Below are 23,354 nucleotides of genomic sequence, written 5' to 3'. Positions count from 1 at the left end.
CGTCTCCGCTTCGCTAGTCCGAGACGACAGCGGAGGGTGACGCGACAGCGGCGGCTACATCACTGCTTCTTTCCCTTCACGGTCTTCCCATCCACATCACTCCGCTTCAGCAGATAATCCAGTCCGCCGACCCGGTACCAGCGATAGCCATAGGGCTCCAGCACCACGCGGTGCTTGCCGCGCTTGTCGGCGTGGCTGTGGTCCTCCGCGAGCAGATTGATCAGGTGAGCCCCGGCATCGTCGGGCAACCCGGTCGAGAAGGCGGTCTCGCGCGGCTTCTCGTCGAGATTGTGCACGAACAGCACGGAATTGTTGCGCCAGTCATAGCGCACGATGAACACGGCGGGATCGCGGGTCGGGATAACAGCAAAGTCGCCCCAGCCGATCTCGGGCACCTCCTTGCGCATGCGGACGATGCGCTCGGTCCAGTTCAGCATCGAGTTGGGATCGCGCCTTTGCTTGGCGACGTTGACGTGCGGATAGCCGTACGGCCCCTCGTCGATCACGGGGCAGGCCGGCTTGTCGCTCCTGGTGAAGCCGCCCTGCGGCTCGGTCGACCATTGCATCGGCGTGCGCGCGCAACTGCGTTCGGGCAGCGAGAGATCATCGCCCATCGCGATCTCGTCGCCGTAGCGGATGACGGGCGTGCCGGGCAGCGTGCACATCAGGCTGTAGGCGAGCTCGAGCCGCCGACGGTCGCCGCCGAGCATCGGTGCAAGCCTGCGGCGGATGCCGCGGTCGTAAAGCTGCATGTCGTTGTCGGGGCCGAACGCCTTGAACACGGCCTCGCGCTGCGCCTTGGTCAGGCGCCCCAGATCCAGCTCGTCGTGATTGCGCAGGAACAGGCCCCATTGCGCCGAGGCCGGCCGCGGCTTGGTTGCTTTCAGCGCCTTCGCCAGCGGGCGCGAGTCGCCGGACGCCAGCGCATAGAACAGATGCTGGTTGACGTGGAAGTTGAACATCATGTGCATGCGGTCGGCGTCATCGCCGAAATAGTCCATGTCGGTATCCGGCAGCACGTTGGCTTCGGCCAGGATGATGGCGTCGCCCTCGCGCCATTGCAGGAATTCGCGGAAGCTGCGCAGCATGTCGTACTGCTCGACCGGCTTCCTCACTTTCGCGCCTTTGGTGGAGATCACGAAGGGCACCGCGTCCATGCGAAAGCCGGAGACGCCGAGCTGGATCCAGAAGCCCATGATCTTCAGGATCTCCGCCTGCACACGCGGGTTCGACGTGTTGAGATCGGGCTGGAAATCGTAGAAGCGATGGAAGTAATACGCCCCCGCGTCCTTGTCGCGCGTCCACGTCGATTTCTGCACGCCTGGAAACACCATGCCCTTGTTGGCGCCGGCCGGCTTCTTGTCGGACCAGACGTACCAGTCGCGATAAGGTGAGTTCTTGTCGCGCCGCGCCTGCTTGAACCAGTGATGCTGGTCGGAGGTGTGGTTGACGACGAGGTCGATGATGACGCGGATGCCGCGCTGCCTGCAGCCATGGGTGAATTCGACGAAGTCGCCGAGCGTGCCATAACGGGAATCGACGCTGTAATAGTCGGCGATGTCGTAGCCGTCGTCGCGGCCCGGCGAGGTCTGGAATGGCATCAGCCAGATCGTGGTGATGCCGAGCCCGTGCAGATAGTCGAGCCGGCGGAGCAGCCCCTTGAAATCGCCGACGCCGTCACCGTCGGCGTCCATGTAGGTGCCGACGGAGAGGCAATAGATGATGGCGTTCTTGTACCAGAGATCGTCGATCATGCGCGCAGCCTCGATGCTTCCGCCGAGGTGCGGCGGCTGCGTGATAAGTGCGTGGGGGAGGGGAGGTTCCGCGATTCCGGTGTCGTCCCGGGGCGCGCCCCGGAATGACGGGTGGGATGGAATCGGCTAATCTTCCCGCATGGAGAGCCCCGCCCGCAACATCGTTCTTGTTCCGCCGCCCGACCGTCGTCAGTCGGAAACGGCGCTCGCGATCGCGCGCGGCACGGCGCGGCTCTTGCGCTCGCTCGGCTTTTCCTGCATCGGCGAATTGCCCTTGCCATCGGGCCGGCGCGCCGATCTCGTGGCGCTGAACGAGCGCGGCGAGATCTGGATCGTCGAGATCAAATCATCGGTCGAGGACCTGCGCGCCGATCGGAAATGGCACGAATACCGTGCTCATTGCGACCGCTTGTTCTTCGCCTTCACGCAGGACCTGCCCTGCGAGATCTTCCCTGAAGGCACCGGCCTGATCATCGCCGACGCCTATGGCGCGCACATGCAGTGCGAAGCGCCCGAGCACAAGATCGCGGCGGCGACGCGCAAGCAGATGACGGTGCGGTTCGGCATGGCGGCGGCGCTTCGGATCAACCGCCTGGTCGATCCGCAGGGGCACGCGGAGTTTTGGGAATGAGTCCGTGGGGTGGGTTAGCCGTAGGCGTGACCCACCTCTTTACCGTCCGCTCTGAAAGAGGAGCGGTGGATTACGCCTTCGGCTAATCCACGCTGCGAGACCGTTACCGCGGCGCGCGCTTCGCCAGAATGCGCTGCAACGTACGCCGGTGCATGTTGAGGCGGCGCGCCGTTTCCGAGACGTTGCGGTTGCACATCTCGTAGATGCGCTGGATGTGCTCCCAGCGCACGCGATCGGCCGACATCGGGTTCGCCGGCAGCTCGGATTTTTCGGCGCTGGTCGAGAGCAGCGCCGCGACGACGTCGTCGGCGTCCGCAGGCTTCGAGAGATAATCGATTGCGCCCATCTTCACCGCGGTGACGGCGGTGGCGATGTTGCCATAGCCGGTCAGCACGATGGCACGGGCTTCGGGGCGCTTCTTCTTCAGCGCGGAGACGACGTCGAGACCGTTGCCGTCACCGAGCCTGAGATCGACCACGGCGAATGCCGGCGCCGACTTGCCGATCTGCGCAAGGCCATCCGAGACCGTGTCACATGACGTCACCGCAAAACCGCGCGTTTCCATGGCGCGCGACAGGCGCTCCAGAAACGGCTTGTCGTCCTCCACGATGAGAAGCGAGCGGTCGGTCTGTTCGTTCAGTTCGGCGATGGCGTTCAAGGTGTTTTCCTCTCTCCTGCACATCCACATATGGCGTCGCAATCGGGCGGTGCCAAGGCCGCAAATAGTCGATCCGGCCTCACGTGCGACGCAAGGTCGCGGCCTATCCTATTGTTTCTTCGAGGCTCTCGATAGCCTCAAAACGCTCGCGCGGCCATGCGATCTGGACCACTGCACCGTGTTCCGGAAAGGTCCGGTTGGTAAACGAGACCTTGGCGCCGGTGCGTTCGAGCAGCGTGCGGGCAATGAACACGCCGAGTCCGAGGCCGCCGCCGGCATCCTGGCCGCGCCGCCGCGACAAATAGGGCTCGCCGATCCGCTTCATGATGTCGGGCGGAATGCCCGGGCCGTCGTCGGAGATCACGATCTCGATCGTGTCGTTGTTCCACCACGCGTTCACTTCCACGGTGGTGTTGGCGAAATCGACGGCGTTCTCGACGATGTTGCCGACGCCGTAGAGCACCGCCGGATTGCGCGACCCGACCGGCTCTGATGTCGTCGTCACAGCGATCCGCACCTTGATGTCGACGCCGAAATCGCGGTGCGGCGCCACCACTTCCTCGATCAGCTCCGACAGCTTCATGCGGTCGAACGGCGCGCCGGCCGAGGAGAGCTGCGTGATCTTGCTCAGGATGTCGCGGCATCGCTGCGTCTGTTCGCGCAAGGTCTTCAGATCGGCGGCGAAACTCGGGTCCTTCACCGTCTTCTCGAGCTCACGCGAGATCAGGAAGATGGTCGCGAGCGGCGTGCCGAGCTCGTGCGCGGCGGCAGCGGCAAGTCCGTCGATCTGGGTCAGATGCTGCTCGCGCGTCAGCACCAGCTCGGTCGCGGCGAGCGCGTCGGCGAGCTTGCGCGCCTCCTCGGTCACCTGGAACGAATAGAGGCTGGTGACGCCGATCGCGAGCACGATCGAAAGCCAGACGCCGACGAGATAGATCGGCGGCAGCACCACCGGGTCTTCGGAATCCCATGGCAGCGGGAAATGAACGAAGAACAGGATCGAGGCGCAGGCCACGGCCAGAATGCCGAGACCGAAAGTCAGCCGTGCGGGCAGGGCCGTTGCCGAAATCAGGACCGGCGCGAGGAACAGGAACGAGAACGGGTTCTGCAAGCCGCCGGTGAAGAACAACAGCCCGGCCAGTTCCACGATGTTCAGCGCCAGCAGCGCGGCGGCGTGGATCGGCTCCAGCCGCTGCATCGGATTGACCGCGGTCTGCAGCGCCAGATTGAGCGTCGCCGACAGGCCGATGATGCTGACGCAGGGAACGATCGCGACGTCGAACTCGAGCCCCTGCGCCACGATGAAGATCGCCGCAAGCTGGCCAAGCACCGCAAGCCAGCGCAGCCGCAGGATGGTGTCCAGGCGGATGTGTCGTTGCGACGGGCGGAAGTCGGAAGCGGCGGTCTCGGTCATCACAGTCAATCTAGCGGTGCGCGTGTCCGATCACAAACACGCCGGCCCGCAGAAATCGGTTCTTGGTTGCGAGCCATTTACATCAAGCCTTGCGCTCCACCGCGCAATGGCGGAAGAACGCCCGTAGCATGACCGGGAATGACAATGCTTCAAGTCGGCCGACTGTCGCGGGCACTCGATTGTCCGCGGCCATCGAGGTCGATCGCCTCGTCAAGGTCTACAAGCAGACCCGCGCCGTCGACGGCATCTCCTTTTCGCTTCCCCGCGGCAGCATCACCGGGCTGCTGGGCGGCAACGGCGCCGGCAAGACCACCACCATCGCGATGATCATGGGGCTGGTGCTGCCGACCTCCGGCCGCGTCCGCGTGCTCGGGCATCGGATGCCGGAGGAGAGCGCCGAAGTGCTGGGGCGGATGAATTTCGAGAGCCCCTATGTCGACATGCCGATGCGGCTGACGGTGCGGCAGAACCTGACCGTCTTCGGCAAGCTGTACGCGGTCAGGCATCTGGCCGACCGTATCGCAAAGCTGGCCGACGATCTCGATCTCAACGACTTCATCGACCGCGCCAACGGCAAGCTCTCGGCCGGGCAGAAAACCCGGGTCGCGCTGGCGAAGGCGCTCATCAACGAGCCCGAGCTGCTGCTGCTGGACGAGCCGACCGCCTCGCTCGACCCCGACACCGCCGATTGGGTGCGGGCGCATCTGGAGCGTTACCGCAAGGACAACGACGCCACCATCCTGCTGGCGTCACACAACATGCTGGAGGTCGAACGGCTCTGCGACCGCGTCATCATCATGAAGCGCGGCCGGGTCGAGGACGACGACGCACCCGACGCCATTATGGCCCGCTACAACCGCACCACGCTGGAAGAGGTCTTTCTGGACGTCGCGCGCGGCCGGGTGAACGGTGCGAAGGAGGGGGCGCGATGAGCGAAGTCTCCCTCCATCGCGGCATCTCGGTCCAGCGCATCGGTGCGATGATCCTGCGCTACTGGTATCTGCTGATATCGTCATGGCCGCGGCTGCTCGACCTGCTCTACTGGCCGGCGATCCAGGTCATCACCTGGGGCTTCATCCAATATTATGCCGCGCAGAACGCCAGTTACTTCGCGCGTGCCGGCGGCACGCTGATCGGCGCCGTGATCCTCTGGGAAACCCTGTTCCGCGGGCAGCTCGGCTTCTCCATCTCCTTCCTGGAGGAGATGTGGGCGCGCAACCTCGGCAACCTCATGATGAGTCCGTTGAGGCCGATCGAGTTTCTGCTGTCGTTGATGGTGATGAGCCTGATCCGGCTGCTGCTCGGCATCATCCCGATGACCTTGCTCGCGCTGGTGTTGTTTCACTTCAACATCTACAGCCTCGGCCTGCCGCTGATCGCCTTCTTCTTCAATTTGATCTTCACCGGCTGGTCGGTCGGCATTTTCGTCTCGGGTCTCGTCTTGCGGAACGGTCTTGGCGCCGAGAGCATCGTCTGGACCCTGATCTTTGCGATCCTGCCGCTCTCCTGCATCTATTATCCGGTCAGCGTGCTGCCGCCCTGGCTGCAATATATCGCCTGGTCGTTGCCCCCGACCTACGTGTTCGAAGGGATGCGCGCGCTCCTGATCGAGAACACCTTCCGGACCGATTTGATGCTGGAGGCGTTAGCCATCAACGCAGCGCTTCTGCTGGCTTCTTTTGGGGCATTCCTTGCCCTTTTGCGCAGCGCCAGAAAGCACGGCTCGCTGCTGTCGGGCGGGGAATAGCGCACTTTCTCGTGGATTCTGGCGGGTTTGGCTGCTTTGAGCACGTAGATGTACGGAACCATGCATTGACGCAATATTACGCATTCGGCAGTATGCTGCGATGCGAAGAGGAATTTGACCATGCCGATTGGTGAGTTTGGCGGCGCGCCGCCCCTGGCAGCAGAAGGCAGCCCGGTCCTGACCACGCCGATGTACTGGATGTACGAGATGGCGCATGCCTCTCTCAATCCGGCACGTGCCGTCACCGACGCGACCAAGCTGCTGTTTCAGAATCCCTTGAATCCATGGACGCGCACCGAGGTCGGCAAGTCCGTCGCCGCGGCCTGCGAGTTGTTCGAGCGCACCACGCGCCGCTACGGCAAGCCGGAGTGGGGCCTCAACGACACCGAGGTCAACGGCATCCGCGTCCCCGTCGAGGTTCGCTCGGTCTGGGAAAAGCCGTTCTGCAATCTGCTCTACTTCGATCGCAAATTCGCCCGTCCGCTGCGCAGCCCGCAGCCGCGCGTGCTGATCGTGGCGCCGATGTCCGGCCACTACGCGACCCTGCTCCGCGGCACCGTCGAGGCCTTGCTGCCGGCGCATGAGGTCTACATCACCGATTGGGCCGACGCCCGCATGGTGCCCTTGAGCGAAGGCCGCTTCGATCTCGACGACTACATCGATTACGTCATCGAGATGCTGCAGGTGCTGGGCGGCAACACCCACGTCATGGCCGTGTGCCAGCCCTCCGTGCCCGTCGTCGCTGCCGTCTCGATCATGGAAGCGCGGCGCGATCCCTTCGTGCCGACCTCGATGACGCTGATGGGCGGTCCGATCGACACCCGCCGCAATCCGACCGCGGTGAACAACCTTGCGCAGGAGCGCGGCATCGACTGGTTCCGCAACCACGTCATCACCAAGGTGCCGTTCCCGCATCCGGGGATGATGCGCGACGTCTATCCCGGCTTCCTGCAGCTCAACGGGTTCATCAGCATGAACTTCGATCGGCACATGGACGCCCACAAGCAGCTGTTCGCCCATCTGGTGAAGGGCGACGGCGACCTCGTCGACAAGCACCGCGAGTTCTACGACGAGTACCTCGCGGTGATGGACCTCTCGGCCGAGTACTATCTGCAGACCGTCGACACCGTGTTCGTGAAGCACTCGCTGCCGAAGGGCGAGATGACCCATCGCGGAACTCTGGTCGATCCCTCGAAGGTGACGCGCGTTGCCCTGATGACGGTCGAAGGCGAGAACGACGACATCTCGGGTCTCGGCCAGACCGAAGCAACGCACGCATTGTGCAGCTCGATTCCGGATCATCGCCGCGTTCATTACGTCCAGAAGGGCGTTGGACATTACGGCGTGTTCAACGGCTCGCGCTTCAAGTCGGAAATCGTGCCGCGCATCCATGACTTCATGGTCTCGGCTGCGAATCCGGCATCGTTGCAGGCGCTCGCAGCCGAATAACCCAGCTATTTCGGCTTTCCCGTCGAAACTTCGGGCCCTGCCGGAGGCTCCGGCAGTCCCGGGTTCCCGCCAGATTCGGGGTATTTAGGTAGCGTTATAGGAGTGAGTCACCCCTCAGCCCTTGGGGGTGTCGCATGCGTCCAGCGGGGGCGAAAAAACCCGGTTCCAACCCCAGTCTGTAGGGTCTCCGGACTGCAGAACCCCTGTATATTGGGCAAATGATTTGTTTTTGCGCCGAGCGCTTTCCGTGGCGGCGGTTATGGCAGAATCCGGGCGATCTCTTGCTCCCCGGACTGACAGACATGGCCACTCGCGCGCTCCTCTACCGTCGGCCTCACGAACCGAAGACCCTTCTCATAACCCATGGATCGCAATTCTTTGCGATTCGGCTGCGCAGGCACCGCCGCGCGCGCCGTTACACACTCAGAATCCATCCGAGCGATCGCGAAGCGATCCTCACGATCCCGCCGCGCGGCACGCTCGCTGAAGCCAAGGATTTCGCGCAGCGTCACGGCGCGTGGATCGCGGCGCGTCTCGGTCGTTTGCCGAAGGCTGCGCCGTTCCAACATGGCACAGTGATACCGCTCCGCGGCGTTTCTCATCGCATCGTGCATCGCGCCGGCAGCCGCGGCACGGTGTGGACCGAAATTCGCGACAGCGGCGAACGCATTCTCTGCGTCGCCGGCGGGCTCGAGCATGTCGATCGCCGCGTCAGCGACTTCCTCAAGCGCGAGGCGCGCAAGGATCTGCAACGCTCCGCGGAGGCCCATGCCGCCGAGCTCGGCGTCAAGGTCAAGCGGCTCTCGATCCGCGATCAGTCCAGCCGCTGGGGCTCCTGCACCTCGGCCGGTTCGCTGTCGTTCTCCTGGCGCCTGATCCTCGCGCCGCCTTTCGTGCTCGACTATCTCGCCGCGCATGAAGTGGCCCATCTCGTCGAGATGAACCACTCGGCCCGCTTCTGGCGCGTCTGCGGCAAGATTTGTCCCTCGATGGAGCGCGCCAAGAAGTGGCTCGACACCTCTGGCAACGATCTGCACCGTTACGGGGTCGAGGATTAGGGCGCGCCGTTGCCCCGACTGACGCTGTCATCGCCCGCGAAAGCGGGCGATCCGGCGCAGAGAGTGCGCCTTGCGCCACATTGGTCGATCTGCGAGCCATATCAACCGCCTCGCAAGTCCCACCGCACACCAAGCCGGTAACTGCCGCCTACTGTGCATGGGGTTGTTTTCGCGTTGTTGTTTCGGGGTCTATCGATTCCCGCCAAACAGCCGGTCCATCAGCCAGCCATCAAGCCCTGCGGCTGCTTCCGGCCGTGCGTTGACATTGGCGCGCGGTGGCGCGCGATAGCCGCCATTGCCGGCCGGCGCCGGAGCAGGTCCAGGGGAATATCCCGGTGAATATCCGGGCGCGGCCGCCTGTGTCGGCGGCGACACCTGCGATGAGATCTGCGCGAGGTTCGCCGGCCCCCAATTGCCTTGCAGGTTCGGCAGGGCCGCCACCGGCACGCCCTCATGGGCTGCGCGCATGAAGCGGGTCCAGACCTCCACCGGCAGGCCGCCGCCGGTCGCCTTCCTGGTCGGCGAGTTGTCGTCATTGCCGAGCCAGACGCCGGTGACGAGGTTCGACGTGTAGCCGATGAACCAGGCGTCGCGATAGTCCTGGCTGGTGCCGGTCTTGCCGGCCGCCTGCCAGCCGGGAATCTCGGCCTTCTTCGCCGTGCCCGAGATCAGCGTCTCGCGCATCATCGTGTTCATCATGCCCACATAGCGCGGCTCGATCACCTGGTTGCGCTCGTCGGCAGGCCGCATGTAGAGCAGCTTGCCGTCGAGCGTCTTGATCCGCGTCACCACGTGCGGCATGGCGGCGAAGCCGCCATTGGCGAACGGTGCATAGGCGCCGACCATCTCGACCACCGAGACTTCCGAGGTGCCGAGCGCGATCGAGGCGTTGGGCTCGAGCTTGGAGGAGATGCCGAGCCGATGCGCGGTGCGCACCACGTTCTTCGGCCCGACCTCGAGACCGAGGCGGATGGCGACGGTGTTGAGCGACATCGCCAGCGCCTGCGTCAGCGTCACCGGGCCGAAATATTCATGCGTGTAGTTCTCCGGCCTCCAGCCCTTGACCTCGATCGGCGCGTCCTGGCGGATGGTGTCGGGCGTCAGGCCCTGCTCCATCGCCGTCAGATAGACGAACGGCTTGAACGAGGAGCCCGGCTGGCGCTTGGCGGTGACCGCGCGGTTGTACTGGCTCTCGGAATAGTTCCGGCCGCCCACCATGGCGCGCACGGCGCCGTCGGGCGTCATCGCCACCAGCGCGCCCTGGCTGACGTTGAACTTCACGCTCTTGGCGGCGAGCTCGTCGATGACGGCGGCCTCCGCCACGGCCTGCAGCTTCGGATCGATCGTGGTCTCGACCCTGATGCTCTCGTCGATCTGGCCGACGAGGTCGTCCAGCACCTCGCCGATCCAGTCGGCGACATAGTTGATCGTGCCGGCACCGACCGGCTTCACATTGTAGGAGGGATGGCCGATCGAGGCCTGGGCCTGCGCCTCGGTGATGAACTTGGCGTCCGCCATCGCTGCGAGCACGACTTGCGCGCGCGCTTCGGCGCCTTCCGGATTGCGGTTCGGCGCGAGGCGCGAGGGCGACTTGACCAGGCCCGCCAGCATCGCGGCTTCGGCGATCGTGACGTTCTTCGCCGGCTTGCCGAAATATTTCTGCGCGGCCGCTTCGACGCCGTAGGCGCCGGAGCCGAAATAGACGCGGTTGAGATAGAGCTCGAGGATCTCGTTCTTGGTATGCTTGCGCTCCAGCCAGATCGCGAGCTCCGCCTCCTGCAGCTTGCGCTGCAGGGTTCGTTCCTGGGTCAGGAACAGGTTTTTGGCGAGTTGCTGCGTCAGCGTCGAGCCGCCCTGCGACACGCCGCGATGGAGCACGTTGGTGACGAGCGCGCGCAGGATGCCGACGGGGTCGATGCCGAAATGCGAATAGAAGCGGCGGTCCTCGATGGCGATGAACGCCTTCGGCAGATAGGGCGGCAGGTCCTTCAGTGATACATTCGCGCCGACCATCTCGCCGCGCTGCGCCAGCAGGGTGCCGTCCATGCCGACGATCTGGATCGTCGGCGGGCGCTTCGGAATCTCCAGCGACTGGATCGGCGGCAGATGGGCGCCGACCCAGATCACGACGCCGATCACGGCGATCACGCCCCACAGGCTCAGCACGGCGCCCCAATAGACGAGGCGGCCGAGGCCGGCGCTGAAGGATGATCTCGACCGGCGCCTGGCGCCGCTGCTTCTGGCCGGCGCCTTGCGCTCGCGCGGCGGCTCGTCGCCGGCAGGTTCGCTCTTGCGCTTGGCGGATTTCTTCGGCTTGTCGTCGCCGCCGCCGGGAATGCGATCGGCCGCCGTCAGGCGCAGGTCGGCGAGCGCAGCGGGCAAGCCGAACAACGGCTCCTTCCGCCCACCTTTTTTCTTTCCCGACCCCATACGCAAACGCCCGGTCACCCCGCCCCGCCGCACGCTAGCGGTCGCTGTTTAAGGCCCCGTTACCCCGTCCTTAACGTCTGGTTAGGAGGTACGGCATTCCCAGGCCGCAGTTCCGCTCATCGGGCGGCAGAGCTAGGATCGCGGCCATCAAGAAGAGGGAGCTCGCATGGGCCACATCGATCCGACCAAGGAGATCTTCGCGCAATTCCGGGAAAACGACCGCCCGGGTCCGATCCACATGCTCAATCTGGTGCGGCTGCGCCAAGAGGCGGCCTATCCCGACGGCCGCAAGGCCAGCGGTGCAGAAGCCTATGCGGCCTACGGTCGCGAGAGCGGCCCGGTGTTTGAACGCCTTGGCGGCCGCATTGTCTGGCAGGGCCGGTTCGAACTGATGCTGATCGGTCCGCAGGAGGAGCGCTGGGATCATTGCTTCATCGCCGAGTACCCGAGCGTCGCCGCCTTCGTCGAGATGATCCGAGACCCCGTCTATCGCGAGGCGGTCAAGCACCGCCAGGCAGCAGTCGAGGATTCGCGCCTGATCCGGCACGCGGTACTGCCGGTGGGGAAGAATTTTGGGGAGATACCGACCTGAGTACCGTCATGGCCGGGCTTGGCCGGCTTGACCCGGCTATCCACGCCTCCTTTTTCTACTCCAAGAACGTGGATGCCCGGGACAGGCCCGGGCATCACGTCGTTGAAGCAGTTGCTTTCGAGAACTAGCCCGCCGGGCCGGTATCTTCCATGATCGGGCCGAACAGCTCCCAGCGCTCGCCGTTGAACTTCATCATCTGAAGCTGCTTGTTGACGCGGTAGTCGGTCGGCGAGGTGTTGGCCTTGATGCCGGGCAGCGAGAGGTCGAGCTGCACGTCCTTCAGGCTGGTGGCGACCTTCATGACATTCTCGCGGGTCAGGTTGTCGCCGCACTTCTGAAGCACGTAGATCATCAATTGCGAGGTCGAGTATCCGTAGCTGTTGAAGCTCGAGTCCTTGTCGCCTTCAGGATAGTACTTCGCCATGAACTCGAAATACTTCTTCATGCCGGGGTCGTCTTTCCAGGTCGGGTCCAGCGGATCCTTGCCGTAGTTGACGCTGATCACGCCCTTCGACGCCTCGAGCCCCGCGGGCTTCATCACCGCGCCGACCGAAGTGGCGTTGATGTCGAGGATCTGCACCGGGTGCCAGCCGAGCTCGGCGATCTTCTTGATCGCCTGCGCGGCCTGTTTCGGCGTGGTGGCGCTGAAGAACAGGTCGGCACCGGCGTCCTTGATCTTGAGGATCTGCGAATCGACCGTGGGATCGGAGACCTCGTAGGAGGCTTCGGTCACGATCATCTTGGCGGCCTTGTCGCCGAGGCCGGCCTTGAGGCCGTTCAGATAGTCCTTGCCGAGGTCGTCGTTCTGATAGAGCACGCCGATCTTGGCGTTCGGGTGGTTCTTGATGATGTACTGGCCGTAGATGCGGCCCTCGACGAAGTAGTTGGGATTGAAGCCCATCGTCCACGGGAAATTCTTCGGATCGGTGAACTTGGAAGCCCCAGTGGCCGCGAAGAGTTGCGGTACCTTCTTGGAGTTGAGATATTTCTGCACGGCCGCGTTCGAGGGGGTGCCGAGAAGCTGGAAGGTCAGCAGCACCTCGTCGCTCTCGACCAGCTTGCGGACCTGCTCCACCGCCTTCGGCGGCGAATAGGCGTCGTCATACTGGATCAGGTTGATCTTGCGGCCGTTCACGCCGCCCTGATCATTGATCATCTTCATGTAGGCGGCCTGCGTCTTGCCGATTGTGGCATAGGCGGAGGCCGGTCCGCTGAATGGATTGGTCTGGCCGATCTTGATTTCGGTATCGCTGGCGCCAGGGTCGTATTTCTTCTGGGCACTGGCCGAAGAAACCGACAGCGCCAAAGCGAGTGCCGTTCCCGTGACCAGATGCAAAAGCCCGTTCCTCATTTGCACTTTCTCCCGTTGGTGTCGATGGTCCTGTCGTGCCATCGCTCGGCCGGGATAGTGGAGGAACGTCTTGTGCAACGCAAGGTCGGTGCATGCTCGCCCTTCGTAGGGTTAACTTCGGAGAGTGGGCAAGGCGCTGACGGGGCCCTTGCCCACCCCGCAATTCGAGGTTTGATTTTACTCCGCTAACCCGCCGGACCCGAGTCCTCGATGATCGGTCCGAACAGCTCCCAGCGTTCGCCGTTGAACTTCATCATCTGCATCTGCTTGTTGACGCGGTAGTCGCTCGGCCCGGTGGTGATCTTGATACCGGGCAGCGCCAGGCTTGGCGTGTAGCCCTTGATGCTGGCAGCCTGCTTCATCACGTTCTCGCGCGTGAGGTCGTCGCCGCACTGCTTCAGCACCTGCACCAGCAACTCCGCCACCGAGTAGCCATAGGTGTTGATGGTATTGAGCTTGTCGCCCTCAGGGAAATATTTGTCCATGAACGCGAAGAAAGCCTTCACGCCCGCATCGTCCTTCCACTGGGGATCGCCGGGGTCCTTGCCGTAATTGGTCGAGACGATGCCCTTGGAGATGTCGAGGCCGGCCGGCTTCAGCGTCGCCGACACCGGGCTCGCATTGATGTCGAGAATGTGCACCGGCGTCCAGCCGAGGTCGGCAAGCTTCTTGATCGCCTGCGCCGCGAATTTCGGCGTCGAGGCGTCGTAGAACAGATCGGCGCCCATCGACTTCAGCTTCACCACCTGCGAGTCCACGGTAGGATCGGTGACCTCGTAGGAAACCTCGCCGACGATCATGCTGGCGGCCTTGTCGCCGAGGCCGTTCTTGAGGCCGGCGAGGTAGTCGCGGCCCATGTCGTCGTTCTGGTAGAGCACGCCGATCTTGGCGTTCGGATGCTCCTTGAGAATGTATTTGGCGTAGATCCGTCCCTCGGACACGTAGTTGGGATTGTACGCCATGGTCCAGGGATAGTTTTGCGGATCGTTGAAGCGCGCCGCGCCGGTCGATGCCAGCAACTGCGGCACCTTCTTGCCGTTGAGATATTTCTGCACGGCCGCGTTCGCCGCGGTGCCGATCAGTTGGAACGTAAACAGGACCTCGTCGCCTTCGACCAGTTTGCGCACCTGCTCGACGGTCTTCGGCGGCGAATAGGCGTCGTCATACTGGATCAGGTTGATCTTGCGGCCGTTGATGCCGCCCTGGTCGTTGATCATCTTGAAGTAGGCGGCCTGGGTCTTGCCGATGTTGGCGTAGACCGAATAGGCGCCGGAGAACGGAACGGTCTGGCCGATCTTGATCTCGGTGTCGCTCGCACCGGTGTCGTATTTCTTCTGTGCGAGAGCTTGAGTGGCGGAGAACGCGAAGGCGAGCGCCGCCGTGGCAGCTAGATAGGCTCTGCGAGTCTTCATGTTGGGTTGTTCCTCCTGACGGAATTTTCTGGCTGATGGTCTTTTTCCCGTTGTTTGCAACGGTCGCCATCGCTGCCGAAGAGTGTGGAGGAAGGGCAGGCCGCACGCAAGGATCACGGCGCTGCGCCTTAGCGTCTCAGGCCAAGCACTAGCGCTTCAGGCCAAGCACTGGGCCAAGAACTTAAGCAAGGAACAATGCAGCCATTGCGATCGCTGCCGGCAGCGCCTGTACGATCAGGATGCGCGTGCTGACGGTCGCCGCGCCATAGGCGCCGGCCACGATCACGCAGAGCAGGAAGAAGATCTTGATCTGGAACGCGAAGGCCGGGTTGCCGTGGACCAGACCCCAGATCAGGCCGGCGACGAGGAAGCCGTTATAGAGCCCCTGATTGGCGGCGAGCACTTTCGTCATCTCGGCCTTCTCGGGCGTGTTGCGGAAAACCTTCAAGCCCTGTGGCTTGTCCCAAAGGAACATCTCCAGGATCAGGAAATAGGCGTGCAGCGCGGCGACCAGCGCCACCAGGACATTGGCAATGAGAATCAAGTTGAGCTCCCCCGAAAGCGTCAGCTTTCGGGTGGACGTTAGCATATCAGGCATGGCAAGTGCGAACCGTGTTCCGACGTGATGGTGCCGTAATGCTCGCTCGATCAACGATGACGCCTGAACGCTTCGGCCTCGATCGGCTGGCGACACCGATTGGTACGGCGCTGCTCGTCACGGACGCAGATGGCGCGCTGCGCGCGCTCGATTGGGACGATTACGAGCACCGCATGCGCGATCTGCTGCGCCTGCATCATGGCGCGGTGAACCTGATCGATCAGCCCGCGCCAACCGCGATGAAGGCCGCGCTCTCGGCATATTTCGAAGGCGATCTCGGTCAACTCGCACGAATCGCCTGGCGCGTCGCCGGCACGCCGTTCCAGCAGAAGGTCTGGACGGCGCTCGCGAAGATTCCGGCGGGCACCACGATGAGCTACGGCACGCTGGCCGCGAAGATCGAGATGCCGAAAGCCATTCGTGCCGTCGGCCACGCCAACGGCTCCAATCCGATCAGCGTTGTGCTGCCGTGCCATCGCCTGATCGGTGCAGACGGTTCGCTGGTGAAATATGGCGGCGGCCTCGAGCGCAAGCGCTGGCTGCTGCGGCACGAGGGCGTGGCGGTTTAGGCCTCGCTCCTCACGCCGCCGGCTGAACCGCCTTGTCGCCGGCCATCACATGGGTCAGCGCACTCTTGATCGCGGCCTGGCGGGTCGGTGCGTTGATCTGCGCGCCGAGCAGGTCGGTCACGTAGAACACGTCGCGCGCGCGTTCGCCGAAGGTCGCGACATGGGCCGAGGCGATGTTGAGGTTGAGCTTCGAGATCGCGGTGGTCAGCTCGTAGAGCAGGCCGGGGCGGTCGAGGCCCGAAACCTCGATCACGGTGTAGCGGTCGGACCATTGGTTGTTGATGGTCACCTCAGGCTCGATCACGAACGGCTTTGCCTTGCTGCGCACGGTGCGTCGCGCCACCACTTCGGGCAGGCGCAGCTTGCCTTCCAGCACGTCCTCGATCATCTCGCCGATGCGGGTGGCGCGCCGTCCCTCGTCCTCGTCGCGGTCGTACTCCCGGGAGATCGAGATCGTATCCAGCGCGCGGCCGTCGGTCGTGGTGTAGATCTGCGCGTCGACGATGTTGGCGCCGGCCGAGGCGCAGGCGCCTGCGATGATCGAGAGCAGCCAGGGATGATCGGCGGCGAAGATGGTGAGCTCGGTGACGCCGCGCACCTCGTCGAAGCCGACATTGATCGCCAGCTTGTGGCCGGCCTGCTCGCTGGAGCGGACGAAACGCGCATGGCGAATTTTCCGCGGCAGCTCGACCTTGAGCCAGTAGGCCGGATAGTGCCGGCCGACATAGGCATCGAGTTCGTCCGTCGGCCACTCGGCGAAGGCGTGCCGGAATTCGGCATAGGCGGCCGTGAGGCGCTTGCCGCGGTCAACCTCCGAGAAGCCGCCGGTCAGCACCGGCTCGGTCTCGTAATACAGCGAGCGCAAAAGCTGCGCCTTCCAGCCGTTCCACACGCCGGGACCGACGCCGCGGATGTCGGCGGTGGTCAGGATGGTCAAGAGCTTCATCTGCTCGACCGATTGCACCACGGCAGCGAAATTCTCGATGGTCTTGCGGTCGGAGAGGTCGCGCGACTGCGCGACCGTGGACATCGTCAAATGTTCCTCGATCAGCCAGGCCACCAGCTCGGTGTCGGCCGCGCTGAAGCCGAGCCGCGGGCAGAGCCGGCGTGCGACCTTGGCGCCGGCGATCGAATGATCTTCCGGCCGTCCCTTGGCGATGTCGTGCAGCAGTGTCGTGATGTAGATGACCGGGCGATGCTCGGGGCGAATTTTGCGCATCAGGTCGCTGGCGAGGGCGAATTCCTCGATGCCGCCGCGCTCGATGTCCTGGAGGAATCCGACGCAGCGGATCAGGTGCTCGTCGACCGTGTAGTGATGATACATGTTGAACTGCATCATCGAGACGATCTTGCCGAAGGCGCGGATGAAATGGCCGAGCACGCCGGTCTCGTTCATCCGCCGTAGCACGATCTCGGCGTTGTCGGAGGTCAGGATCTCCATGAAGAGACGGTTGGCCTCGGGATTCTCGCGCATCTGCGCGTTGATCAGGCCGAGCGAGCGCGTCACGTCGCGCATCGCATCCGGATGGAAGGCGAGGTTGTTCTTCTGAGCCAGGCGGAAGATGCGGATCAGATTGACCGGATCGTGCTTGAACACGTCGGGCGCGGCGACATTGATGCGGTTGTTGTCGACGATGAAGTCGTCACTGTCAGGGACGCGCCGCTTCGCCTGGGTCGGGCGCAGCCGCGCCATCATCCGGCTCAGCACCGGCGCGGGCTTGGCCTGCTGGTCCTCGAGCTTGGCGCAGAGGATGGCGGTGAGGTTGCCGACTTCCTTGGCGACCAGGAAGTAGTGCTTCATGAAGCGCTCGACGTCCTGCATGCCGGGATGCGAGGTGTAGCCGAGCCTGATCGCGATCTCGCGCTGGAGATCGAAGGAAAGGCGCTCCTCGGCACGGTTGCAGTAGAAATGCAGATTGCAGCGCACCGACCAGAGGAAGTCGGCGCAGCGGCGGAAGCTGCGATATTCCTGCGCGTCGAACACGCCGCGCTCGACCAGTTCGTCGGTGTCGCGGACGCGATAGACGTATTTGGCGATCCAGAACAGCGTGTGCAGGTCGCGCAGCGCGCCCTTGCCGTCCTTGACGTTGGGCTCCACCAGATAGCGCGACTGGCCGCCGCGGCGATGCCGCTCCTCGCGTTCGGCGAGCTTGGCGGTGACGAATTCGGACGCCGTACCCTGCACCACTTCCTTGTCGAAGCGCTCGACCAGCTCGTTATAGAGCGGCTGGTCGCCGGTGAGGAAGCGCGTCTCCAGGATCGCGGTACGGATGGTCATGTCGCCCCGCGCCTGCCGGATCGACTCGTCGACCGAGCGCGTGGCGTGGCCGACCTTCAACCCCATATCCCACAGACAATAGAGGATGGCCTCTGCGACCTGCTCGCCCCAGGCGGTTTGCTTGTAAGGAAGGATGAACAGCAGATCGATATCGGACTCGGGGGCCATCAGGCCGCGGCCGTAGCCGCCGGTCGCCACCACCGCCATGCGCTCCGCCCCGCTCGGGATCGGCGAGCGGTAGAGATGGCGCGTCGCGGCCGAATAGAGGATGCGGATGATCTCATCCTGCACGTGGCAGAGACGCTCGGCGCAGCGGCGGCCGTGGCGGTCCTTCAGCAGGATCGCTTGCGCTGCGGCGCGTGCGGCGATCAGCTCGGCCTTGAGCAGTTGCGCCACGGCGGTGCGGAACGTGTCCTCGCGTCCCTGATGCTTTTCGGCAAGCGCATCGACCGCGGCGGTGATCCGCGCCGTGTCGAAGCGATCATCCAGCTCTGGCTTGTGCTCGGTCGCAACGGTGTCCATGTCTCACCGGATATAAGAGCTGACAGGCGCTGTCATCAGCCATTCTCTGGCAAGTGTCGTTCCATGCTGGAAAAGGCCCGCCGAAGCAAAATTGTTCTCAGGCCACACGCTTTCAAGGGTCTGATTTTCTCGGTGAACTCAGGATGTAACCCATTGAAAACATGAAATTTCTTGCTTTCCGCGCGACCTGCGGCGATCCAGGCGTCTGGGCCGACCTGGATCCGCACCGATGCGGCTGCGGGCGAACTCGGTTCCTGAGCTGCTTGACGACGACAGCGTCGGGCAGCCTTGCGACGCGATGAAGACCTTCCTCAAGGTCGTCGTAGTTCGCCAGCGAATGTTTGCGGGTCTCCTCGTGCACCGCGAGCAGCCGGTGACATCGACGAGGCTATGGCGCTGGCCGACCGCGTAACGGTGATGCGGCCGCGCGACCGCAATTCGCCGTTGTTCGAGAACTTCAAACGAAGCGTGCTGACGTCACTCGACCGTTCGCTCGATCGCAACATGCCCGACCGTGACGCAACCCAGGGTCCCGGTCAGGCCGTGTGGTGGTGACAATTTCGCCCCGAGCCGGTACATCGGAGAGCAATTTTCCCGGGAGAGAACGAGATGGATGCCGCAGAGCTGCGCCAGATGCAGGCCCCGATCAAGGAACGCTACAAGACCGATCCCAAGACCGCGATGATCACGCTGAAGGCCAAGGGCTCGACCGATAGCGAAGGCATCGCCTGCAAGGTCGAGACCGGCCGCGCCATCGCGATGGCCGGCCTGCATCCCGCCACCGGCGGCTCCGGCCTCGAACTCTGTTCCGGCGACATGCTGCTGGAAGCGCTGGTCGCCTGCGCCGGCGTCACGCTGAAATCGGTCGCGACCGCGATCGAGGTGCCGCTGAAGACCGGCAACGTCTATGCCGAAGGCGACCTCGATTTCCGCGGCACCCTCGGCGTCGACAAGGAAACCCCGGTCGGCTTCGCCGAGATCCGCCTGCGCTTCGAGGTCGACACGCCAGCGCCGCAGGACAAGCTCGATCTCCTGCTCAAGCTCACCGAGCGCTACTGCGTGGTCTATCAGACCATCAAGAACGGCCCGAAGGTTTCGGTGTCGATGCAGCGGATGTAGCTGCCTCCTTCCCCCTCGAGGGGAGGGCAAGAAGAAAAAGATGCCGGCCGAACTGTCTTACATCCTCTTCCTTCTGCTGCGCATGGCGGTTGCGGCCGCCTTCGTGGTGTCGGCGTCGATCATCACCGAGCGCTCCGGTCCGGTGATCGGGGCGCTGGTGGCGACGCTGCCGATTTCGGCGGGGCCCTCCTATGTCTTCCTCGCGATCGACCATGACGCTGCTTTCATTGCGCAGGGCGCGCTGTCGAGCCTTCCCGTCAACGCCGCGACGATCTTCCTCGGGCTGACTTACGTCGTGCTGGCGCAGCGGCACAGCTTTGCCGTGAGCGTTGGAAGCGCTGTGGGGGTGTGGATTGTCCTGGCGTCCATCGTCCGTCTGTTCGACTGGACCCTGACGGCCGGGCTCGCGGCCAATCTGGTGGCCTTCGGCATCTGCATTCCGCTGCTCGCAAAGTACCGCCATGTGAAGATGCCACTGGTGACACGCCGCTGGTACGACATTCCGTTCCGCGCCTCGCTGGTCGCAACGCTCGTTGCAATCGTGGTCTCGACCTCGGGCTGGGTCGGCCCGCGCGTCTCCGGCGTCATCGCACTGTATCCGATCGTGTTCACCAGCATGATGGTGATCCTGCACCCGCGCATCGGCGGTCCGCCGACTGCGGCCGTGCTCGCCAACTCGGCCTGGGGCCTGCTCGGCTTCGGCATGGCGATTGCGGTGCTCCATGTCGGCGCATCGAGCTTCGGCTCGGCTGCCGGCCTCGGCATGGGCCTCGCCACCTGCATCGTCTGGAACTTGACGCTGTGGTGGAACGGCCGCCGGAAGCGGCTGGCGCACTAACCTCCGGAAGGGCCGTCACTGTTTCGGCAGCTTGGCCTTCAACGCATAGAGCGCGTCCAGCGCTTCGCGCGGCGACATTTCGTCCGGGTGCAGCGCCTTGACCGCGTCCATCAGCAGCTCGGCCTCGGTCGGCGGCGCGGCTTCCGCGGCGGCGCGTGAGGGGACGGCGAATAGCGGGAGGTCGTCGGCGAGCGCGCGGGCGGTCTGGCCGCGGTCCTGCGCTTCGAGTTTTGCCAGTACAGATTTCGCGCGCGTGATTACTGCCGGCGGAAGTCCTGCGAGCTTGGCGACCTGGATGCCGTAGGAGCGGTCGGCCGATCCGGGGAGCACCTCGTGCAGGAACACGACATTACCCTGCCATTCCTTCACGCGCACCGTGGCGTTGAACATGCGCGGCAGTTTCGCCGAAAGCGCGGTCAGCTCGTGATAGTGCGTGGCGAACAGCGTGCGGCAACGGTTGCTCTCGTGCAGATGCTCGATCGCGGCCCAAGCAATGGAGAGGCCATCGAAGGTCGCGGTGCCGCGGCCGATCTCGTCCAGGATGACCAGAGCGCGCTCGCCGGCCTGGTTGAGGATCGCAGCCGTCTCGACCATCTCCACCATGAAGGTGGAGCGGCCGCGGGCGAGATCGTCGGCGGCGCCGACGCGCGAGAACAGGCGGTCGATGATGCCTATCCGCGCGCGCGTGGCCGGCACGAAGCTGCCGATCTGTGCGAGCAGCGCGATCAATGCGTTCTGGCGCAGGAAGGTCGACTTGCCGGCCATGTTCGGACCGGTGAGCAGCCAGAGCTGACCGGACTTTTGCGCGGGGCTCGGCGAGAGATCGCAGGCATTGGCGATAAACGGCTCGCCGTTGCGCTTCAGCGCCTGCTCGACCACGGGATGGCGGCCGGCCTCGATGGCGAAGCCGAGCGAGCCGTCGACCTCGGGCCGTACGTAGTTCTCGTCGACGGCAAGCTTGGCCAGCGACGTCGCGACGTCGAGCAGCGCAAAGCCTTGCGCCGCGGCGCGCAGGTCGTCGCTGATCGCGAGCGCCTTGGCGCAGAGCCGTTCGAAGATTTCGAGCTCGAGGCCGAGCGCACGGTCGCCGGCATTGGCGATCTTGGCTTCGATCTCGCCGAGCTCGGACGTCGTGAAGCGCACCTGGCCCGCCAGCGTCTGGCGATGGATGAAGGTCGCGTTCAACGGCGCCGACATCAGCTTGTCGCCATGCTGCGCGGTGACCTCGACGAAATAGCCGAGCACGTTGTTGTGGCGGATCTTGAGGCCTTTCACGCCGGTGTCGTCGGCGTAGCGCGCCTGCATCGAGGCCACGACGAGGCGCGAGGCGTCGCGCAGGTTTCGCGCTTCGTCGAGGGCCGGCTCGTAGCCGGCACGGACGAAGCCGCCGTCGCGCTTGATCAGCGGCAGCTGCTCGTCGAGCGCGCTTGCAAATTCCGCGGCGAGCTCGCGCGAGGGACGCTCGAGCGCCGCCATCACCGCGGCGATTTCCAGCGGCGGCTGGTCGAGTTCGGACAATCGCGCCAGCACCTGGTCGGCGGCAATGATGCCGTCGCGCAGGCCGGCAAGGTCGCGCGGGCCGCCGCGGCCGACCGAGAGCCGGGCGAGCGCGCGCGACATGTCGGGTGCACCGCGCAGGATGCTGCGGATGTCCTCTCGTGTCGCCGAATCCGTGACGAAGGCGCTGACGGCATCGAGCCGCCGCGCGATCGCCGGGGCATCCGTCAGCGGCGCAGCGAGCCGCTGCGCCAGCAGGCGCGAGCCGGCAGAGGTCACCGTGCAGTCGATCGCATCGAGCAGCGAGCCGCGGCGTTCGCCCGCGAGCGTGCGCGTCAGCTCGAGATTGGCGCGGGTGGCGGGATCGATCGCCATGGTCGCGCCGGAGGCTTCGCGCGCGGGCGGCGACAGCGGCGGGTGCTTGCCGACCTGGGTGCGGTCGACATAGGTGACGGCCGCGGCCGCGGCGGCGGCTTCGAGCCGCGTGAGCTGTGCGAGGCCATCCATGGTCGCGACGGCGAAATAGTCGCACAGCCGCTTTTCCGCGGTGGCGCCGTCGAAGACGTCACGTGTCACCGGCGTCACCGCCGGCAGCTCGCGCAAGGTCTGTCCGAGCTCGTTGTCGCCAAAGAGCGCGTCGGTGACGATGGCCTCGTTCGGGTTGATGCGTGCCAGCGTCGCGGCAAGCTCGCCGCCGGAGACTTCGGTCACGGTGAATTCAGCGGTCGAGATGTCGATCCAGGCGAGGCCGAAGCGGTCGCCGCCGGCGGACGAGCGCGCTCGCGCGATCGCCAGCAGATAGTTGTTGGCACGCGCATCGAGCAGCGTGTCCTCGGTCAGCGTGCCCGGCGTGACCAGCCGCACCACGCCGCGGCGCACCACGCTCTTGTTGCCGCGCGCCTTTGCGGCGGCAGGATCCTCGGTCTGCTCGCACACCGCGACCCGGTGGCCGGCGGAGATCAGGCGATGCAGATAATCCTCGGAGCGCTCGACCGGCACGCCGCACATCGGGATATCGTTGCCCTGGTGCTTGCCGCGCTTGGTCAGGACGATGCCGAGCGTCCTGGAGGCGATCTCGGCGTCCTCGAAGAACAGCTCGTAGAAATCGCCCATCCGGTAGAACAGCAGCAGGCCCTGATGCGCCGCCTTGATCTCCAGGTACTGTTCCATCATCGGCGTGACGCGCGCGGCGGCTTCCGCCTGCGGCGCGGGCGCTTCGTCGGGTGGCGGTACGGGAATGGGCTGTTGCATCGTCATGGGCGGCGCAACCTACAAAATTTCCCCCTTCGCTCCTATCGCTTTGGGCTGGCAGGAGAGGTTTTCCACGTTGTCCGCACCGCGGCATGCGCTGGCGGCGTGCGCGCCCCTCGGAACATGCAAGAAACCGTCAATTGACCTGCCGCGGGCGCCCTCCTAAAACTCCGCCGACATTGAAGA

At 64.5% G+C, this 23,354-nt stretch carries 18 protein-coding genes and 1 pseudogene; 10 read left to right on the top strand and 9 right to left on the bottom strand.

Features of this window, described 5'->3' with window-relative positions; all coding sequences use genetic code 11:
* Positions 1 to 59: 59 nt before the first annotated feature.
* Positions 60 to 1,754, bottom strand: a complete 1,695-nt coding sequence (locus tag XH90_RS33945) for an alpha-amylase family protein (protein WP_194478563.1) — start codon at positions 1,752 to 1,754, stop codon at positions 60 to 62.
* A 139-nt stretch (positions 1,755 to 1,893) separates the two neighbouring features.
* On the opposite strand from XH90_RS33945, the gene XH90_RS33940 reads away from it, so the two are divergent.
* Complete coding sequence (locus XH90_RS33940; RefSeq protein ID WP_194478562.1) at positions 1,894 to 2,385, top strand: MmcB family DNA repair protein; 492 nt, start codon at positions 1,894 to 1,896, stop codon at positions 2,383 to 2,385.
* A 103-nt stretch (positions 2,386 to 2,488) separates the two neighbouring features.
* On the opposite strand, the gene XH90_RS33935 is transcribed toward XH90_RS33940, so the two are convergent.
* The gene (locus tag XH90_RS33935) at positions 2,489 to 3,043 is read right to left on the bottom strand and encodes an ActR/PrrA/RegA family redox response regulator transcription factor (protein WP_271607750.1); all 555 of its coding nucleotides are present in this window, start codon (positions 3,041 to 3,043) and stop codon (positions 2,489 to 2,491) included.
* A gap of 103 nt (positions 3,044 to 3,146) precedes the next feature.
* On the bottom strand, positions 3,147 to 4,457 hold the full coding sequence (locus tag XH90_RS33930; RefSeq protein ID WP_194478560.1) for an ActS/PrrB/RegB family redox-sensitive histidine kinase: 1,311 nt from the start codon (positions 4,455 to 4,457) through the stop codon (positions 3,147 to 3,149).
* 128 nt (positions 4,458 to 4,585) lie between these two features.
* On the opposite strand from XH90_RS33930, the gene XH90_RS33925 reads away from it, so the two are divergent.
* The 4 genes from XH90_RS33925 (at position 4,586) to XH90_RS33910 (ending at position 8,711) form a co-directional block, all read left to right on the top strand.
* On the top strand, positions 4,586 to 5,389 hold the full coding sequence (locus XH90_RS33925; protein ID WP_194478559.1) for an ABC transporter ATP-binding protein: 804 nt from the start codon (positions 4,586 to 4,588) through the stop codon (positions 5,387 to 5,389).
* The gene (locus XH90_RS33920) at positions 5,386 to 6,204 is read left to right on the top strand and encodes an ABC transporter permease (protein WP_194478558.1); all 819 of its coding nucleotides are present in this window, start codon (positions 5,386 to 5,388) and stop codon (positions 6,202 to 6,204) included. The genes XH90_RS33925 and XH90_RS33920 overlap by 4 nt, the downstream gene beginning before the upstream one ends.
* 120 nt (positions 6,205 to 6,324) lie before the next feature.
* On the top strand, positions 6,325 to 7,653 hold the full coding sequence (locus XH90_RS33915) for a polyhydroxyalkanoate depolymerase (protein WP_194478557.1): 1,329 nt from the start codon (positions 6,325 to 6,327) through the stop codon (positions 7,651 to 7,653).
* A gap of 218 nt (positions 7,654 to 7,871) precedes the next feature.
* The gene (locus XH90_RS33910) at positions 7,872 to 8,711 is read left to right on the top strand and encodes a M48 family metallopeptidase (RefSeq protein ID WP_194478556.1); all 840 of its coding nucleotides are present in this window, start codon (positions 7,872 to 7,874) and stop codon (positions 8,709 to 8,711) included.
* A 189-nt stretch (positions 8,712 to 8,900) separates the two neighbouring features.
* Here XH90_RS33910 and XH90_RS33905 read toward each other — a convergent pair whose 3' ends face one another.
* Complete coding sequence (locus XH90_RS33905) at positions 8,901 to 11,141, bottom strand: transglycosylase domain-containing protein (RefSeq protein WP_194478555.1); 2,241 nt, start codon at positions 11,139 to 11,141, stop codon at positions 8,901 to 8,903.
* A 166-nt stretch (positions 11,142 to 11,307) separates the two neighbouring features.
* On the opposite strand from XH90_RS33905, the gene XH90_RS33900 reads away from it, so the two are divergent.
* Positions 11,308 to 11,733 carry a DUF1330 domain-containing protein gene (locus tag XH90_RS33900; protein WP_194478554.1) on the top strand — a complete coding sequence of 142 codons (426 nt, stop codon included), beginning with the start codon at positions 11,308 to 11,310 and terminating at the stop codon, positions 11,731 to 11,733.
* A gap of 124 nt (positions 11,734 to 11,857) precedes the next feature.
* On the opposite strand, the gene XH90_RS33895 is transcribed toward XH90_RS33900, so the two are convergent.
* The 3 genes from XH90_RS33895 to XH90_RS33885 form a co-directional block, all read right to left on the bottom strand.
* Positions 11,858 to 13,084, bottom strand: coding sequence for an ABC transporter substrate-binding protein (locus XH90_RS33895; RefSeq protein ID WP_194478553.1), 1,227 nt, complete (start codon positions 13,082 to 13,084; stop codon positions 11,858 to 11,860).
* Between the two features lie 185 nt (positions 13,085 to 13,269).
* Positions 13,270 to 14,496 (bottom strand): ABC transporter substrate-binding protein, encoded by a 1,227-nt coding sequence (locus tag XH90_RS33890; protein ID WP_194478552.1) that lies wholly within the window; start codon positions 14,494 to 14,496, stop codon positions 13,270 to 13,272.
* 181 nt (positions 14,497 to 14,677) lie between these two features.
* Positions 14,678 to 15,085: a DUF1304 domain-containing protein gene (locus XH90_RS33885; protein WP_371748376.1), complete on the bottom strand. Its 408-nt coding sequence runs from the start codon at positions 15,083 to 15,085 to the stop codon at positions 14,678 to 14,680.
* A 47-nt stretch (positions 15,086 to 15,132) separates the two neighbouring features.
* Here XH90_RS33885 and XH90_RS33880 point away from each other — a divergent pair, with 47 nt between their 5' ends.
* A complete protein-coding gene (locus XH90_RS33880; RefSeq protein ID WP_194478550.1) occupies positions 15,133 to 15,663 on the top strand; it encodes a methylated-DNA--[protein]-cysteine S-methyltransferase in 531 nt (176 codons plus the stop codon).
* 10 nt (positions 15,664 to 15,673) lie between these two features.
* Here the strand turns inward: XH90_RS33880 and XH90_RS33875 are convergent, their stop codons facing one another.
* Positions 15,674 to 18,463, bottom strand: coding sequence for a [protein-PII] uridylyltransferase (locus tag XH90_RS33875; protein WP_194478549.1), 2,790 nt, complete (start codon positions 18,461 to 18,463; stop codon positions 15,674 to 15,676).
* 375 nt (positions 18,464 to 18,838) lie between these two features.
* Here XH90_RS33875 and XH90_RS33870 point away from each other — a divergent pair.
* From XH90_RS33870 to XH90_RS33860, 3 genes and pseudogenes are all read left to right on the top strand, one after another.
* Positions 18,839 to 19,018: pseudogene (locus XH90_RS33870) on the top strand (ABC transporter ATP-binding protein); the annotation flags it as partial.
* Positions 19,019 to 19,072: 54 nt separating this feature from the next.
* Positions 19,073 to 19,582 (top strand): OsmC family protein, encoded by a 510-nt coding sequence (locus tag XH90_RS33865; RefSeq protein ID WP_063686102.1) that lies wholly within the window; start codon positions 19,073 to 19,075, stop codon positions 19,580 to 19,582.
* Between the two features lie 40 nt (positions 19,583 to 19,622).
* Positions 19,623 to 20,420, top strand: a complete 798-nt coding sequence (locus XH90_RS33860) for a hypothetical protein (protein WP_194478548.1) — start codon at positions 19,623 to 19,625, stop codon at positions 20,418 to 20,420.
* Between the two features lie 15 nt (positions 20,421 to 20,435).
* On the opposite strand, the gene mutS is transcribed toward XH90_RS33860, so the two are convergent.
* On the bottom strand, positions 20,436 to 23,174 hold the full coding sequence (gene mutS, locus XH90_RS33855; protein ID WP_194478547.1) for a DNA mismatch repair protein MutS: 2,739 nt from the start codon (positions 23,172 to 23,174) through the stop codon (positions 20,436 to 20,438).
* Positions 23,175 to 23,354 lie beyond the last annotated feature (180 nt).

Source organism: Bradyrhizobium sp. CCBAU 53338 (assembly GCF_015291665.1).
GTDB lineage: Bacteria > Pseudomonadota > Alphaproteobacteria > Rhizobiales > Xanthobacteraceae > Bradyrhizobium.
Note: the sequence above shows the minus strand (reverse complement) of the source record. Positions and strands in the feature narration are given on the sequence as shown.

What these genes read in the sequence shown, in the direction of transcription:
- XH90_RS33925 (WP_194478559.1), top strand. Translation starts at nt 4,586, where the DNA reads ATGACCGGGAATGACAATGCTTCAAGTCGGCCGACTGTCGCGGGCACT.
- XH90_RS33885 (WP_371748376.1), bottom strand. Translation starts at nt 15,085, where the DNA reads ATGCTAACGTCCACCCGAAAGCTGACGCTTTCGGGGGAGCTCAACTTG.
- XH90_RS33875 (WP_194478549.1), bottom strand. Translation starts at nt 18,463, where the DNA reads ATGGACACCGTTGCGACCGAGCACAAGCCAGAGCTGGATGATCGCTTC.
- XH90_RS33945 (WP_194478563.1), bottom strand. Translation starts at nt 1,754, where the DNA reads ATGATCGACGATCTCTGGTACAAGAACGCCATCATCTATTGCCTCTCC.
- XH90_RS33910 (WP_194478556.1), top strand. Translation starts at nt 7,872, where the DNA reads ATGATTTGTTTTTGCGCCGAGCGCTTTCCGTGGCGGCGGTTATGGCAG.
- mutS (WP_194478547.1), bottom strand. Translation starts at nt 23,174, where the DNA reads ATGACGATGCAACAGCCCATTCCCGTACCGCCACCCGACGAAGCGCCC.
- XH90_RS33930 (WP_194478560.1), bottom strand. Translation starts at nt 4,457, where the DNA reads ATGACCGAGACCGCCGCTTCCGACTTCCGCCCGTCGCAACGACACATC.
- XH90_RS33860 (WP_194478548.1), top strand. Translation starts at nt 19,623, where the DNA reads ATGCCGGCCGAACTGTCTTACATCCTCTTCCTTCTGCTGCGCATGGCG.
- XH90_RS33865 (WP_063686102.1), top strand. Translation starts at nt 19,073, where the DNA reads ATGGATGCCGCAGAGCTGCGCCAGATGCAGGCCCCGATCAAGGAACGC.
- XH90_RS33905 (WP_194478555.1), bottom strand. Translation starts at nt 11,141, where the DNA reads ATGGGGTCGGGAAAGAAAAAAGGTGGGCGGAAGGAGCCGTTGTTCGGC.
- XH90_RS33900 (WP_194478554.1), top strand. Translation starts at nt 11,308, where the DNA reads ATGGGCCACATCGATCCGACCAAGGAGATCTTCGCGCAATTCCGGGAA.
- XH90_RS33895 (WP_194478553.1), bottom strand. Translation starts at nt 13,084, where the DNA reads ATGAGGAACGGGCTTTTGCATCTGGTCACGGGAACGGCACTCGCTTTG.
- XH90_RS33920 (WP_194478558.1), top strand. Translation starts at nt 5,386, where the DNA reads ATGAGCGAAGTCTCCCTCCATCGCGGCATCTCGGTCCAGCGCATCGGT.
- XH90_RS33940 (WP_194478562.1), top strand. Translation starts at nt 1,894, where the DNA reads ATGGAGAGCCCCGCCCGCAACATCGTTCTTGTTCCGCCGCCCGACCGT.
- XH90_RS33890 (WP_194478552.1), bottom strand. Translation starts at nt 14,496, where the DNA reads ATGAAGACTCGCAGAGCCTATCTAGCTGCCACGGCGGCGCTCGCCTTC.
- XH90_RS33880 (WP_194478550.1), top strand. Translation starts at nt 15,133, where the DNA reads ATGCTCGCTCGATCAACGATGACGCCTGAACGCTTCGGCCTCGATCGG.
- XH90_RS33915 (WP_194478557.1), top strand. Translation starts at nt 6,325, where the DNA reads ATGCCGATTGGTGAGTTTGGCGGCGCGCCGCCCCTGGCAGCAGAAGGC.